This is a genomic window from Collimonas sp. PA-H2 (assembly GCF_002564105.1).
Taxonomy (GTDB): Bacteria; Pseudomonadota; Gammaproteobacteria; order Burkholderiales; family Burkholderiaceae_D; genus Collimonas.
This window is the reverse complement of sequence record NZ_PDBX01000001.1, coordinates 5,105,701-5,120,409: the sequence shown is the minus strand read 5'-3', so window position 1 is coordinate 5,120,409 and position 14,709 is coordinate 5,105,701. Positions and strand designations below refer to the sequence as shown.

The window sequence follows — 14,709 nt, the reverse complement described above, 5'->3', positions numbered from 1 at the left end:
GACATGGCAGGTCAGCAGCCATGATGGACAAACGGCGAGAGCTGGAAAGATCAAAGAATGTCGCGATGCTGTTCCTGGCCGCTGCCAGCATCGTGTTTATCGTCACCTTGCTGCTGCCCGGCGGCTTCTGGCCCGACCTGGTCAAGGCCGTTTCCGAGGCGGCGATGGTGGGCGCGCTGGCCGACTGGTTTGCGGTGCACGCCCTGTTCCGGCGCGTGCCGATTCCGCTGCTGTCGCGCCATACCGCCATCATTCCAAAAAACAAGGACAAGATCGCGGACAACCTGGCGCTGTTCGTCAAGGATAAATTCTTCGACGTCGAATCGATCGCAGGCCTGATCCGCAAGCACGACCCGGCCAACCTGCTCGCCACCTGGCTGACCGCCCCTGGCAATACCGAAAACTTCGGCCGCCACCTGCTGAGGGAAGCCGCGCGCATACTGGACTTCATCGAGGATGCTCCGGTGCAGCGCTTCATGACGAGGGCGCTGCACGTGGCGCTGGCAAAAGTGGACCTGTCGCAATCGGCTGGCGTGATTCTCGACCAACTGACCAAGGACGGCCGCCACCAGGCTTTGCTGGACGAAGCGCTGGTGCAATGCGCCGGCTTGCTGGCAAACCCAGAAACGCAAGAATTGATAGCCGGCGAAATCGTGATCTGGCTCAAGCAGGACCATCCTTTGAAAGAGAAAGTCCTGCCATCCGATTGGATAGGCCGGCAAGGCGCGGACATTGCCGTCAACGCAGTAAGCCACCTGATTGCGGAGATCAGCAGCGATAAAAACCATCCAATGCGCGGCAGGTTCGACGTCTTTACCAAGCACTTCATCGAACAGCTCAAGGACGATCCGGAATTCATCGCCAAAGGCGAACAGATCAAAACCTATCTGCTCAACGACCCTACCCTGTATCTTTATCTGAAAAACCTGTGGGGATCGCTGCGCACATGGCTAAAGGAAGACCTGCGCCGCAGCGAATCGCTGCTGCACCGGAACATCATCGCTGCCGGCCATTGGCTGGGAAAGACGCTGGCGGACGATCCGGTATTCCGGCAGTCGGTCAACCAGCATCTGGAGGAAGCAGCGAAGAATATGGCGCCCGATTTTGCCGATTTCCTGACTCGCCATATCAGCGATACCGTCAAGAACTGGAACAGCCAGGAAATGGCGCAGCAGATTGAACTGAATATCGGCAAGGACCTGCAATGGATACGCATCAACGGCACCATAGTCGGCGGCCTGATCGGCTTGCTGCTGTACCTGATTTCGCAGCTGCGGCCATGGCTGCCGCATTTTTAAGCAAAGCCAGCCGCTAAGAACCTGCGCTCAGAACCGTTCGTAGCCCAGCAGATAGCGCCACTCGCCGACCGCCAGGCTTGCCATTGGCAGGCGGCCGATGCGGATGCGCTTGATCGCCACCACTTGCAGCCCGACCTGTTCGCACATATGCGCCAGCAAACCACGCTGCGGCGCCTTGAGGGCGAAGCGCAGGCGCTTTTCATTCTGCCAGCTGACCTTGATCGGCGGCAGCGGCTTACGGTTGAAGCTCAAACCGTGGTTCAGCAGCTTCAGGCCGTCCGGGATGATGTCGCCGGCGACTTCAACGATGAATTCGTGTTCGATCTTGGCGGCGTCGTCGACCAGCTTGCGCGTGACACGCCAGTCCTGGCTGAAGATAAGCAGTCCGCTGGCCAGCGTTTCCAGCGGTTCTATCAGATTCAGGTTGCTCAGGTGGCGCTTGAGGAAGCGCAGCTCGGCACGGTCGTCGGCGGCCCGCTTGTCCGCCGTCACCAGGCGTGCCGCCAGCTCGGTCATCGGCGTCTCGGCGAACAGATTCAGCCCGGCCGGCTTATGGAACAGGATGGTGACCGGGTCTTGCGGTTCCAGCGTGGCGTCCGGCAGCAGTTCGATTTGCTGCTGGATGCCGATGCGCTGTCCCGGCTCTTCCACCAGCACGCCGTCGACCTTGACCCAGCCGCCTTCGATATATTGTTCGGCTTCGCGGCGTGAGCAGGAAAGCTGTTCGGCGAGTTGTTTTGCCAGGCGAACGGATTCAGTCATGTATGAGTGCCTTGATCTTTATTTGCGGTACAGTTCTGGACGCGACTTGTTGCGCTGTTCGTAAATGGTCTTGGCGTCTTCCCGCGCGCGCTCCAGCGTACGCATGGCCGGATCGTCGTCGTGCAGGGTAAAAAAGTCAGCGGCCTGAGCCCGCATCACGTATTTGATCGCGGCCTCGTCCTTGAGGTCGTAGAGTTCAACCATCAGCGTGGTGACTTCATCCAGATATTCTTCGTAGGTCATGATTAACTCCTGTGTTTCCCGCCTTGCCCACCTTCATCCACTGCGTTACAGGAAGGGCTCGGCGGGCGTATTTTCTCATCAATCAGGCCTAGTGTAGTGCTTCGCAAGTAATGGAGCTTCAGAAATGGTGGATTTTCGTGCCAGGCTAGGCGCAAACCGGAGCGATAGCGGGACTATCGCGAGGATTTGCAACGACGCATGGCGCGAAAAGACGCCGTTTATGAAGTTTCATTACTTGCGAAGCACTACACTAACAACCAAGTTATCGGCCTTAGTCGGGTTTCGCAGGCGGCGCCAATTCAGCGAATTTGCGCCAGACCCGCTTGATTTTCGAGCTGCGCAGCCTGGCGCCCTCGTCCAGCAGGCTCAGCGCCAGATCGCAGTGCGGCTCCAGTTCGGGGTGCTGTTCGGCGATCTGTTGCAGCAAGCTGCCGGCGACATTGCGGTCATTCGAGACGCCTAACAGATCTTGCAGCTCGCTCAGAGCTTGCACATAGGGGCGCATGCGCTTGAACGGAAAATACGATTCGAAGAACTCCGCCGCATAGCGTACCTTCTTCGCCGCGATCCTGAGCCGATGCCGCTTCGCCGGCCCCTGGCGCTTGATGCCCTTGGCGCGTTCCAGCAACTTCTTCTGCAGCCTGACCAGTTTGCTGCGTGCAAATTTTTTCAGCGGCATCGACAATGCGGCAATCTGCTCGGTGCTTTGCTGCTGGCGCCAGCGCCGCCCCTCCAGCCAGCTTCCCAACGACAGCAATAATCTTGCATATGCACGGGAAGCCAGCGCATTTGCGGCCGCATGGCGGTGTTTGCCTGCGACGCTGGCAGCGTGCTGCCGCAAATGCTCCAGTTGCGGCTCATGCGGCCGGCGCCGGGCCGCGTCGCTCAAGGTGGATGCCGCCAGCACTTCCCAGTCGCGCGCCGGCCCCAGCATGCCGGCCAGCCAGCGCAACTGCATGGCGATCTCGGGCGGCGCCTGGATGAATTTCTTGAACAGACCCAGCGTCGCGCGCAGGCGTCGCAGTCCTACCCGCATCTGGTGCAGGTGTTCCGGATCGCTGCCATGCATCACGCCGTCTTCATTGCCCTGTATCTGCGCCAGGCAGTTATGCATCAGCACCTGGAAGCCCTGCTCCAGCGTCAATGCCGGCGACAGGGTGAGCGGCAGCGCCTTCACCGCTTCCGGCGCTTGCGGCGAGTGCAAGGCATAGCCGCGCTCGGCCTTGCTGACATTGGCGGCGCGCAGCGGCAGGCTGTTCTGCAGTTCGAGGGCGACATCGAACAGACTGGCTGAATCGCCGGCTTTCAGTTCCAGCTCGATCTCGCTGATAGGGACCGTCTTGTCGCCATGAATCACTTGCCCCTGGTCCAGCGCCAGTTCGATTTCAGCGCCGGACGGCAGGCGCAACAGCCAGATGGTGCGCCGGAACTGCGTTGTAAAAATCGGCTGCAGGCGTTCGGCCAGAGCCGGCGCCGACATCAGCCTGGCCACCGCCGATCCGGCCTCGATAAGTCCGAGCAAAGCCGGCAGATCGGGCTTGGCGCCGCTGACTTCCGACTCCCATTCCGGGCGCTGGTGCAAACCGGCTGCCACCTGGCCGCCGCTTTTGCAGGTCTGCACCAAGCGCCGCCCCACCTGGCGCACGCGCAAGGCGGTGTGATTCTGCTTGAGGTACAGCTCGGGGGTATCGAAGTAAATACTGTTCAGCTGCCGCGATTGCGGCTTGTTGAGCGCATGTTTTTTTAATAATGGGTGGCGTCGAAAGCGATTTACATCGACCGGATCCAGCAAAAGTTTTAGTTCGATTTCCATGTTTTCCAATGTTAAACAAAATTGTGGATAGCGGCAAAACTACCCGGCGACACCATCACGATCGTGACGCCATATGTACAGTATATGCAGCCTTACCGGGCTTGCGCCGGCATTTTTTATTGCAAAAAATATAGGTAATTACTGCTTGATTGGAAAGCTTTTCATTTTACATTCATGATAGACAAGCAATAATTCATTTTTTGCTTACACTTCCATTCATTGATCTTTATTTTTTCTTATTTTTCACTAAATTCTTTCATCATCATGCATTTACATCTCAAAATCACTTAACAATCATTGCTAAAAAGGAATTTATTTATCACATTTTTTGTGAAAATAGTGATGCACGGAAAATAAAACAACGGAAAACCTACGTAAAAAGTTAAATATTTCAGACGCGTTACATCTGCTCACAACTTGATACAGAATGAAATGGCGATGACCCAAACCGTTGCAATGCGCGGGTCACCGTTTGTCGATTGGACGTACACAGTCCACCTCGAGAATACAAAACGAAACATGCTCTACGGCGAATTTACCGAATTGGCCGTAACAAAAGCATGAAGCGAAATTGATCATTTCCTTATTAATAAAGTGGAGAGCTCCCCAGATGAAGAAGACGTTCTTGGCATCAGCTATAGCGGCAATCGGCCTCATGCATGTACCCCTGGCCTTCGGTGCTGATCAAACCACCACCCCCTCCGACAGTCTTGAGCGCGTCACCATCACCGGCTCAAATATTTCGCGCGTCAACAAAGAAGGGCCGACCGCTGTCGAAATCATCAAAAGAACCGACATCGAAAAATCAGGCGCCAGCACTGTGGTTGAACTGCTGAGCAAACTGCCGTCGGTTTCCGTGGAATTGAGCGGCAACGACAACAATTCGTTCGCCAGGGGCGCGGCATCGGTGGGCTTGCGCGGCCTGGGGGCGAAATACACTTTGATCCTGCTGAATGGCCGCCGCCTGGCCAATTACGGCTTTGCCAACAATGCCGAAGATACGTTTGTCGACCTCAACAGCTTGCCGCTGGCGGCGATTGAATCCGTCGAAATCCTGCGCGATGGCGCTTCCGCGATCTATGGCTCCGATGCGGTTGCCGGCGTGATCAATTTCAAGACCAAGCGTAACTATCAGGGTGTCGAAGCGACGGCCAATCTCGGGAGCAATGAAAAAGGCGATGGCGGCACCGCCGGCGCCAGCGTCACCGCCGGCTGGGGCGACCTGGACAAGGATGGCCAGAATTTGCTGCTGACAGTCGATGTATTTCGCCGCAATCCGCTATACAGCGATAAGCACGACGCCACCGCCAATCGCGATTTCGGCCGCTTTGGCGGAAGCGATGGCAGGAGCATAGACCGTTACCTGGGAAGCCTGACCGACCTTACCACCGCCGAACCTGGTTTCCCTATCCCCGGTTGCCGCGGGACGGTGGGCGTCAGCCGCGACACGCGCGACACGCGTTGCTTTACCAATCCTGTGATCCGCTTATCGCCGAAGGTGCTGCGTGGCGGCATTTCAGCGATTTTCACCAAGCGGCTCAATGGGCAGGACGAATTGTTCGGCGAAGCTTCCTACAGTCACAGCGAGAGCACCACCGAATTCGGCTTACCCGCGTTTGACAGCGCCTTCATCGGCAAAACTGCCGGTTCGACCAATCCAGGCCTCGCCAATTTACCCGGCCCCAGCGCGGACGGCTCCCTGGCGGGCTTCACGCCGGGTGATCAGCTCCGCGTCTTCCGTAGCATTTACGAAGCTGCACCAAGGCAAAACAAGGTTACCAGCGACAGTGTGCGCCTGGTTGGCGGGTGGCGCGGTGAAATCGGCAAGTGGGACAGCGAGGCGGCCATCAGTCTTAACCAGAACCGCCTCAGCGACGTTGGCTCGAATGCCGTCTTGAAAAATGAGTCGTCGGCGTCGCTGCAAAGCGGCTTGCTCGGCAACGGCGGCTATGACCCGTTCGCTTACTGGAATCCGCCTAGCGTGGTCAATCCCTTGCTGACGTCCGTCGAACGGGTGGCGATATCGCGCCTCGGAACAGTCGACTGGAAAATGTCGACGCCGGACCTGTTCTCGTTCAATGGCGCGCCGGTCGGTTTCGCCTGGGGTACGCAGGCCAGCCATGAATCGATTGACGACCGCCCGGACCCATTGACTGTCGCCAACAAGATCGCCGGAGCCGGCGCCAACAGCAGCAAGGCCAGCCGTTCGGTGTATTCCTTGTACGGCGAATTCAATGTGCCGCTGATGAAGCAGCTTGAAATGCAACTTGCCTTGCGCGGCGACCACTACAGCGACTTCGGCAATTCGATCAACCCGAAAATCGCTCTTGCCTGGCGGCCTTCGGAGCAGATCCTGCTGCGCGGCTCGGCCACTACCTCGTTCAAGGCGCCGACCTTGCCCGAGATCGCCTCGACCACGACCGCCTACACCACCGTTGCCGACCGTGCCCGTTGCGGCCCGCTGGGGTACGTAGGCGCCGCCTGCAGCTATAACCCCAAAGTCTACCTGAAAGGCAATCCCGACCTGAAGGCTGAAAAGGCCAACAACTATTCCTTTGGCGTCGTATGGCAGCCTGCCAAAGATCTGTCGGCATCGCTGGACTGGTACGGCATCAAGCAACGCAACACGATTCAGTCGCTTGATGCGCAATACATCCTGGACAACGAAGACATCATTCCGGGCTACGCAGCGCTCATCGGCCGCGATCCTCGCAACCCTGCTCTGGAACGGCGCAACCCGGGGCTGAACAAGGGGCGGATCAACAGCATCACCTCGCCCTATATCAACGTCGGCAGAACCGATCTCCAGGGTCTCGATCTGGATGTGAAATACGATATCGGCCTCGGCAGCTGGGGCAAGCTCAAGTTCCGTGAAGTCAACAATTACACGCTGAGCTTCAAGCAAAGCACCACTCCGGGCGCCGATCCTGTGAGCCGGCTGGATTCGCTCAACCATCCAAGGTGGAACAACTCCTTCCGTACTGCTTATGAGTATGCCACCCACGAACTGGCGCTGACGGCGAGAACCTACGCCAGCACGCGCAATATTGACGATCCTACCCACTCCCAGGATCCTGCCATCACAAACGCACGCATTCCTTCGTACACAGTGTGGGACCTGAATTTCAACACCAGGCCGACGAAAAGCCTGACCTTGAATTTTGGCGTCAACAATCTGTTCGACAAGGCGCCGGTGTACGCAAACACGGCTTACTCCGACACTTTTGTCCAAAGCACCAATGACCTGGTTGGCCGCTACGTCTATGCCAACATGCGTTATCAGTTCCAGTAATCCGTATGGCGCAGGCCGGGATAATGCACCCATCCCGGCCTGCGCATTTTCTGATCAAAGAGATTTTAATCCGTCAGCTTTTGCGCGCGCTGCTGCACGTCTCCCAGGTCACCTTTCACCGCCGTCGTCAGGCGCGTCCCGTACTCCGCATCCGCCTTGTAGAAGTGACTCAGCATGACCTGCCGGATTTCTGCATTTTTCACCTGCCCCAGATCCGCCGCCAGGTTGCCGATCAGGTTTTCCCGGTCTTGCTTCGACAGTGAGCGGTAGAAACTGCCGGCCTGGCTGAAGTTGTCGGTCTTGACGATCGCTGCCTGCTGCGTGCTGCCCGACAATGGCGTCTGCACCGACTTGTAAGCAGGATCATCGGTTGCGCTGCCGCTTTGCCGCGACGGCTGGTAGTTGACATCGCCGCTGCGCTTGCCGGTGTCGCCAGGGCCGTCGATATTGTTGTTGTTCACCTTCACCAGAGGCTGATTGACCGGGATCAGCTGGTTGTTGGCTCCCAGCCGGTGCAATTGCGTATCGGCATAGGAGAACATGCGGCCTTGCAGCAGACGGTCTTCCGATGCTTCGATGCCCGGCACCAGATGCGATGGCGCAAACGCCGCCATCTCGGTGGTTTCAAAGAAATTGTCCGGCACCTTGTTGAGAGTCATGGTGCCGATCTTGGTTTCTGCGATGTCAGGCCAGATCTTGGTGGCATCCAGCGGATCGAACTTGAATTTATCCAGGTCTTCCGGCTTCAGGATTTGCACGTACAGGTCCCACTTCGGAAAATCGCCGCGCTTGATCGCTGCGTAGAGGTCGCTGGTCAGGTTGTTGAAGTCCTCGCCTTGCACGCGCGCCGCCTCGGCGCGGGTCAGGTTCTTTTCGCCCTGCAGGCTCTTCCAGTGGAATTTCACATAGCGCACCTGGTTCTGGCCGTTGACCATCTTGTAGGCATGCACGCCATTACCATCCATCATGCGATAAGACGCCGGGATGCCGAGGTCGGAATAGACTCGCGTCAGCATATTGGTGCTCTCTGGCTGATGGCTGAAGAAATCGAAGAAGCGGTTAGGATCCTGCGTATTGGTGACCGGCGACGGCTTCAGGGAATGCACCATGTCCGGAAACTTGATCGCATCGCGAATGAAAAAGACCGGCAGATTGTTGCCGACCAGGTCCCAGTTGCCTTGGTCAGTGTAGAACTTGGTGGCGAAACCGCGCGGATCGCGCAGGGTTTCCGGCGATCCCTTGGGATGGATGACGGTAGAAAAACGCACGAAAACCGGCGTCTTTTTACCGGCCTCGGCGAACAGGCTGGCGCGCGTCAGCGTCGACAGATTTCCTGCCGCCACGAATTCGCCAAAGGCGCCGGTGCCGCGTGCGTGCACCACGCGCTCAGGAATGCGCTCGCGGTCGAAGCGCTGCAGCTTTTCAATCAGATGGGCATCTTGCAGCAAGGTCGGACCGCGTTGACCGGCGGTCTGGGAATTCTGGTTGTTGCCGACCGCTGCGCCGTTGTCGCGTGTCATGGTTTGGGCGCTTGCGGCGCCAGCCAGCAAAGTGGTCAATCCGATTGCGGCCAGTTGCGAAGTTGAATAGGCTTTTGAGAAATGCATGCTTGGTTCTCCTCATTTTTATACGCGAGAATGCGTATTGCCAAACTTACACAAATAGTCGTTAACTATATAATTTTAAATATTAATTGATTTAATAAATTAAAACTATGCCTTATAGCAACACCGCTTGCCGGGGAAACAGATAAGCGAGGCGCAAAAAAAACGGCCCGTATGGACCATCCACCGTCAGCGCCAGGATTTTCAAATTGGTTTTGCTGCCAAATGACAGCGATCCGGGCATTGCTGTCCCGGACCGCTGATGCAGGCCGGTACTCAGAATTTGTGACGCAGCCCCAGCCGCAACATCCCTTGCCGGGCAGCTGATGAAATATCGGTTGCGCCAGGAATATAAGCGCGGTCCAGCACCGAACCGGTCGCACTGCCGGCAACCTGCTGATAAACGGCTTGCGCATAAACGTCAGTGCGCTTGGACAACTCGTAATCAGCCATCAGGCCCAGCATGTGCCATTTCGGCTTGAAATTGGCTTCCGAAGTATTGAATTTCCCTTGGGTAAACGTGTACATCGCCGCCAGCGAGAAAGCCGGCGTCAATTGATATTTGGCGTTGAGTTCGTAGTTGTTGAACACCAACCGGTTCAGGCTGCCCGCAGCCGGCGTAATCGGTCCGACATAAACTGATGACAGCGGATTGGTGAAATTGGTGTTCGAATACACAAAGCCGTAGGTGGCGTTGCCCATCGTGTAGTTGATGCCGGCGCCCGCGGTGCGCTGCTGGGAAGCGATGAAATTGGCATCATTGGTAGCGATCGAGCCGATGGCGGTTGAACCCGGCAGCTTGTTGCTCATGTATGTCGCGGCCAGCGCCCACGGACCGTTCACGTACCGGGCGCCAAGGCTGTAAGTGAGATTGGTCCGTTGCGCGCCGGCAGTCTCGCCCAAACCGACCAGGCCGCCAAAGCTGAAGCCGTTATAGTCGGCGCTGGTGTATTTGACAGCGTTATTGATACGGAAGGAATTGTCGGTATTGTCGTTGTCGAACGGATGCGAAAACAAATAACCGCCCCAGTTGCCGTTGGCAGTCAGCGGGCCGAGGAAATCCACGACTGAATCGTACTGGCGCCCCATGGTCAGGGTTCCCAGCTGTTTGCTGGACAGGCCGACGAACGCCTGCCGTCCGAACAGGCGCCCGCCTTGCCCCAAGCCGCCGGTATCGGCGTTAAAGCCGTTTTCCAGCTGGAACACGGCGCTCAGGCCGCCGCCCAGGTCTTCCTTGCCCTTGAAGCCGATCCGACTGCCGGAGGGATAACCGCTTTCCATCTGGTAGGCGCGGCTGCCGCCGGCGTTATTGGTGAAGTTGAGTCCCAGATCGACGATGCCGTAGATGATGACGTTGCTCTGCGCCTGCGCAGCGCTGGCCATGCCGCCAAGAATACCAGCTATCAAAACCATTTTTTTCATGCCATATCCTCTGTTGATTGAAAGCAGGGTTGTCGCCTTAGTCGCTATCCCCTTCATGTATTTCCCGGCCCTGATACTGCGTTGCCCGTAGACAGGCTCGTGTAGCGGCGGACGGCCAATCAATAGTATATACAAAATGACAATTAGTGATAAATAGATAATTGTAGGAATATTCCTGGATTGGCACACCAAGGACTGATCTTGATCAGCTGAACCGCGCGGGGCGGCGTTGTACCAGCCCGCAACGCGCGCAACAGCGTACTATTCAGCTGTTGCCCAGCAAAAAAATCGCAAGCTATGCCTATTCCCTATCTGAGAAAGCTGACCGGCAAGGACCGCAGCCAGCAAGCAAACCGCCATCTGGCATGCTTCCTGTCCTTTATCGCGGGAGCGATCAATGCCGGCGGCTTCCTGGCAGTTGGGCAATACACCTCTCACATGTCCGGCATCGTCTCATCGATGGCGGACAATCTGGCTTTGGGATCGCTCGGCCTGATGCTGGCGGGCCTGGCTTGCCTGCTGGCGTTCCTGGCCGGGGCGATGACATCGGCGCTGCTGATCAACTGGGGCCGGCGCCAAGAGCTGCAGGCAGAATATGCGTTGCCATTGATGCTGGAAGCGGTTTTGCTATTGCTGTTCGGGCTGCTGGGCGGCAACCTGGAGGGCCATAAATGGCTGTTCGTGCCGATCACGGTCATCCTGCTGTGCTACATCATGGGCTTGCAGAACGCCATCATCACCAAGATTTCGAAGGCGGAAATCCGCACCACCCACATTACCGGAATGGTGACCGACATCGGCATCGAGCTCGGCAAGCTGGTCTATTGGAACAAGCTCAAGCCACACCAGAACCGGCAGGACGTGCTCGGCGACCGCGACAAACTGCGGCTACTGGCGACGCTGGTGACCCTGTTTTTCAGCGGCGGCCTGACCGGCGCCATGGGCTTCAAGCATGTCGGCTTCATTGCGACCGCGCCGCTGGCCGCGACATTGATGTGCCTGGCTATCGTTCCCATTTTCGATGATTTCCTGAGATTCCGGCGCAAGGCATGACGCCGTTTGGCCGGTGCGGCTGCGCCGGCCAAACGGGACATTTCAGGGCAAACGGATTTATCTGATCTAGGCCAGGTTCAAAGTATTGGTCAGGTCACCCAGCGGCGCCTGCTGGTTCTGCAGGAAGGCCACATCGCGCGCCACCAGCGCATCGAGCTTGCGCAAGCCATACAGGCGCGTAATGAAACGCATGATCGAGGTCGTATCGTACACGGTGTGGTCGACAAAACCCTTCTTGGCATAAGGCGAAATGATGGTCGCTGGAATCCGCGAGCCCGGCCCCCAGCGATCACCCTTGGGCGGGGCCACGTGATCCCACCAGCCGCCGTTTTCATCGTGCGTGACGATCACCATCATGTTCTGCCATTGCGGCCCGCGCTGCAAATGAGCGATGACATTGGCGATATGGCGGTCGCCGGATTCGACGTCGGCGTAGCCGGCGTGCAGGTTGAGATTGCCCTGCGGCTTGTAAAAGCTGACCTGAGGCAGGCGCCCGGCGTCGACATCCGCCAGGAATTTATTGGTGGCGGGATCGTCGCCCAGGCCAGCGTCCTTCAGATGCGTCTCGCGCGCCGCGGTTCCCGGCGCAAAGCTCTTGAAATAGTTGAACGGCTGGTGATGATACTGGAAGTTCGGCACCGCATCGTCGTTGGCCTTGCCATCCAGCGCCGCCTGCCAGGCGCCGGAGTACCAGCTCCAGCTGACGCCTTTTTCCGACAGGCGGTCGCCGATGGTCGGATAGGTCTGCGGCGGCAGCACCATCGGATCGCTGGCGTCGGCATAGGCGGCATCGCCGCCCGTGGCCGGCTTGACGAAACTCGGCTGGTACGGCGGCGCCATGGTGTTCACCGCATAGCCGTCCGGGGTGATGGCGCGGTCGCGCAGGAATTTAGGCGGGCCGTCGATGGCCGAGGCCGGGTTCTTGTCATCCAGCTTCAGGCGCGTGCCCTTGGGGTCGTCGCCCTCCACCGTCGATACATTATGGCGCGCCGGGCTATTGTGCACATCCGGATAGAAAGGCGTCTGCCCGGAAACCAGGAAGATATGGTTGAGGTAGGAACCGCCGAAGGCCGACATGAAAAAATTGTCGCAAAGGGTGTATTGCTCGGCCAGCTTCCACAGGTTCAGCTTGCCGGCGGTTTCGCCGTAATGGCCCATGGTCAGGCCGCCGGAATCGGCCCAGGCCACGAACTGGTCGTTCTTGCCGCCGTTGATCTGCATCTGGTTCTGATAAAACTTGTGCCATAGGTCGCGCGTGATGACGCCCTGCGGCAAGGGCTTGCCCTGGGCATCGCTCAGTTTGAACGGTGCGTTCGGCAAGCCGTTGATCTGTTCTTCGCTGATCGCATAGCGCCGGCCGTCGACCTGCTGCGCCTGCGGCACCAGGCCGCCCCAGATCTTCGGCAGTTGCGGCAGCGGCGTCTTGCCGTCGCGGTCCAGCTGCGTGTAGCGCCCTTGCATGGCTTGCGCCAAGGGCCTTTGCACACCCGGGAAATTACCGTACAGGTTATTGAAGCTGCGGTTCTCGGCATAGATCACCACCACGTGCCTGATCGCCGCCTGCAGCTGCTGGTCCAGCAATTTTTCCTGGCTGGCGTCGGCCACCTGCTGGCTGCCGTCGCTGGCGCAATCGGCCAAGGCCAGGGTGGCGCCGACTGCCACTACGCTACCGAGAAAACGGCGGCGCGAAAAACCGCCTGGCTCATCTTCCGTGGTCAAATCAGGTTTGTCGTTTTCATTCATGGATGGGTTTCACAGTTCTTGATAGAGATATTGATAGCCGGCCTGCCGCGGCGCTGAAAACGCACCCGGCGGTCAGGGCCAGGGAAGATTGCATTGGATTTATTGCGTTTCAGACAGCGGCGTGCGCAAGGTCACGAACTCTTCCGCCGAGGTCGGATGGATGCCGATGGTGTCGTCGAACACGCGCTTGGTGGCGCCGGCGCGCAAGGCCACGGCGATGCCCTGGATGATTTCACCGGCGTCCGGGCCGACCATGTGACAGCCGAGCACCTTGTCGCTGTCGGCATCGACCACCAGTTTCATCATGGTCTTTTCATGATAGTCACCCAGGCTCAGCTTCATCGGCCGGAAGCGCGCTTCGAACAGCTTGATCTTGTGGCCGGCGCTGCGCGCCTCCTGTTCCGTCAGGCCGACCGTGGCGATATTCGGCAGGCTGAACACCGCGGTCGGGATCAGCTTGTAGTCCACCGGCCGATATTCCTCCGGACGGAACAAGCGGCGCGCCACCGCCATGCCCTCGGCCAGCGCCACCGGCGTCAGCTGCACCTTGCCGATCACGTCGCCCAGGGCCAGGATCGACGGCTCCGAACTGCGGTATTCGCTGTCGACCTTGATGAAGCCTTTTTCATCCAGCGCCACATCGACATTTTCCAGGCCCAGGTTGTCCAGCATCGGACGCCGTCCGGTAGCATAAAACACACAGTCGGCTGCCAGCACACGCTGGTCCTTCAGTGTTACCTTCAGGCTGCCGTCAGGCTGCTTGTCGATGCGCGCGATGTCGGCATTGAACTGCAGGCCCAGACCCTTTTTCTCGAACTCTTGTTTCAGATGCAGGCGCACGCCCTGGTCGAAGCCGCGCAAGAACAGGTCGCCGCGGTACAGCAGGCTAGTCTCGGCGCCGAGGCCATGGAAAATCGAAGCGAACTCGACCGCGATATAACCGCCGCCGACCACCAGCACGCGGCGCGGCAACTGCTTGAGGAAGAACGCTTCGTTGGAAGTGATCGCATGTTCCTTGCCCGGGATTTCCGGCACCTGCGGCCAGCTGCCTGTGGCGACCAGGATATTGGCGGCGCTGATGCGCTCGCCGTTGATCTCGACCGTGTGCGCGTCCACCAGCCTGGCATGACCTTCATGCAGGGCGACGCCGCTGCCCTGCAGCAGGCTGCGGTAGACTTCATTGAGACGGTGGATTTCGCGGTTCTTGTTGGAGATCAGGGCAGCCCAGTCGAATTGCGGCTTGCCGGCAGTCCAGCCGAAGCTGGAAGCGACGTCGAAATCCTCGCTGAAATGGGCGCCGTACACCAGGAACTTCTTTGGCACACAGCCGACATTGACGCAGGTGCCGCCCAGGTAGCGGCTTTCCGCTACGGCGACACGGGCGCCGAAACCGGCGGCAAAACGGGCGGCGCGCACACCGCCGGAACCCGCTCCAATTACGAACAGATCGACATCGAAAGACATTGGCATTCTCCTAGA

Annotated in this window: 9 protein-coding genes and 1 pseudogene; 3 read left to right on the top strand and 7 right to left on the bottom strand. The window is 58.3% G+C overall.

The annotated features are described in order from the left end of the window. Positions 1-23 precede the first annotated feature (23 nt). Positions 24-1,298 carry a DUF445 domain-containing protein gene (locus BCF11_RS23460; protein WP_098496873.1) on the top strand — a complete coding sequence of 425 codons (1,275 nt, stop codon included), beginning with the start codon at positions 24-26 and terminating at the stop codon, positions 1,296-1,298. Between the two features lie 27 nt (positions 1,299-1,325). Here the strand turns inward: BCF11_RS23460 and BCF11_RS23455 are convergent, their stop codons facing one another. The 3 genes from BCF11_RS23455 to BCF11_RS23445 all read right to left on the bottom strand — a co-directional run bounded on the left by BCF11_RS23455 (position 1,326) and on the right by BCF11_RS23445 (position 4,116). Continuing rightward, positions 1,326-2,060, bottom strand: a complete 735-nt coding sequence (locus BCF11_RS23455; RefSeq protein WP_098496872.1) for an rRNA pseudouridine synthase — start codon at positions 2,058-2,060, stop codon at positions 1,326-1,328. An 18-nt stretch (positions 2,061-2,078) separates the two neighbouring features. Beyond that, entirely contained in the window at positions 2,079-2,303 is a 225-nt protein-coding gene (locus BCF11_RS23450; protein ID WP_092411871.1) for a hypothetical protein, read from the bottom strand. Between the two features lie 271 nt (positions 2,304-2,574). After that, complete coding sequence (locus BCF11_RS23445) at positions 2,575-4,116, bottom strand: CYTH and CHAD domain-containing protein (RefSeq protein WP_098496871.1); 1,542 nt, start codon at positions 4,114-4,116, stop codon at positions 2,575-2,577. 625 nt (positions 4,117-4,741) lie between these two features. Between BCF11_RS23445 and BCF11_RS23440 the strand changes: the two genes are divergently transcribed. Beyond that, positions 4,742-7,408, top strand: coding sequence for a TonB-dependent receptor (locus tag BCF11_RS23440; protein WP_233212613.1), 2,667 nt, complete (start codon positions 4,742-4,744; stop codon positions 7,406-7,408). A gap of 65 nt (positions 7,409-7,473) precedes the next feature. Here the strand turns inward: BCF11_RS23440 and BCF11_RS23435 are convergent, their stop codons facing one another. Together BCF11_RS23435 and BCF11_RS23430 are read right to left on the bottom strand one after the other, a co-directional pair. After that, a complete protein-coding gene (locus BCF11_RS23435; RefSeq protein WP_098496869.1) occupies positions 7,474-9,015 on the bottom strand; it encodes a catalase in 1,542 nt (513 codons plus the stop codon). Positions 9,016-9,288: 273 nt separating this feature from the next. Continuing rightward, positions 9,289-10,434 (bottom strand): porin, encoded by a 1,146-nt coding sequence (locus tag BCF11_RS23430; RefSeq protein ID WP_098496868.1) that lies wholly within the window; start codon positions 10,432-10,434, stop codon positions 9,289-9,291. Positions 10,435-10,731: 297 nt separating this feature from the next. Here BCF11_RS23430 and BCF11_RS23425 point away from each other — a divergent pair. Next, a pseudogene (locus tag BCF11_RS23425) lies at positions 10,732-11,460 on the top strand (YoaK family protein); the annotation flags it as partial. Positions 11,461-11,553: 93 nt separating this feature from the next. On the opposite strand, the gene BCF11_RS23420 reads toward BCF11_RS23425, so the two are convergent. Both BCF11_RS23420 and gorA read right to left on the bottom strand, forming a co-directional pair. After that, on the bottom strand, positions 11,554-13,230 hold the full coding sequence (locus BCF11_RS23420; protein WP_098496866.1) for an acid phosphatase: 1,677 nt from the start codon (positions 13,228-13,230) through the stop codon (positions 11,554-11,556). Between the two features lie 99 nt (positions 13,231-13,329). Further along, complete coding sequence (gorA, locus tag BCF11_RS23415; RefSeq protein WP_098496865.1) at positions 13,330-14,694, bottom strand: glutathione-disulfide reductase; 1,365 nt, start codon at positions 14,692-14,694, stop codon at positions 13,330-13,332. Positions 14,695-14,709 lie beyond the last annotated feature (15 nt).

Excerpts from the sequence above, each read along its gene's own strand:
- BCF11_RS23460 (WP_098496873.1), top strand. The coding sequence starts at position 24 with ATGGACAAACGGCGAGAGCTGGAAAGATCAAAGAATGTCGCGATGCTG.
- BCF11_RS23455 (WP_098496872.1), bottom strand. The coding sequence starts at position 2,060 with ATGACTGAATCCGTTCGCCTGGCAAAACAACTCGCCGAACAGCTTTCC.
- BCF11_RS23450 (WP_092411871.1), bottom strand. The coding sequence starts at position 2,303 with ATGACCTACGAAGAATATCTGGATGAAGTCACCACGCTGATGGTTGAA.
- BCF11_RS23445 (WP_098496871.1), bottom strand. The coding sequence starts at position 4,116 with ATGGAAATCGAACTAAAACTTTTGCTGGATCCGGTCGATGTAAATCGC.
- BCF11_RS23435 (WP_098496869.1), bottom strand. The coding sequence starts at position 9,015 with ATGCATTTCTCAAAAGCCTATTCAACTTCGCAACTGGCCGCAATCGGA.
- BCF11_RS23430 (WP_098496868.1), bottom strand. The coding sequence starts at position 10,434 with ATGAAAAAAATGGTTTTGATAGCTGGTATTCTTGGCGGCATGGCCAGC.
- BCF11_RS23420 (WP_098496866.1), bottom strand. The coding sequence starts at position 13,230 with ATGAATGAAAACGACAAACCTGATTTGACCACGGAAGATGAGCCAGGC.
- gorA (WP_098496865.1), bottom strand. The coding sequence starts at position 14,694 with ATGTCTTTCGATGTCGATCTGTTCGTAATTGGAGCGGGTTCCGGCGGT.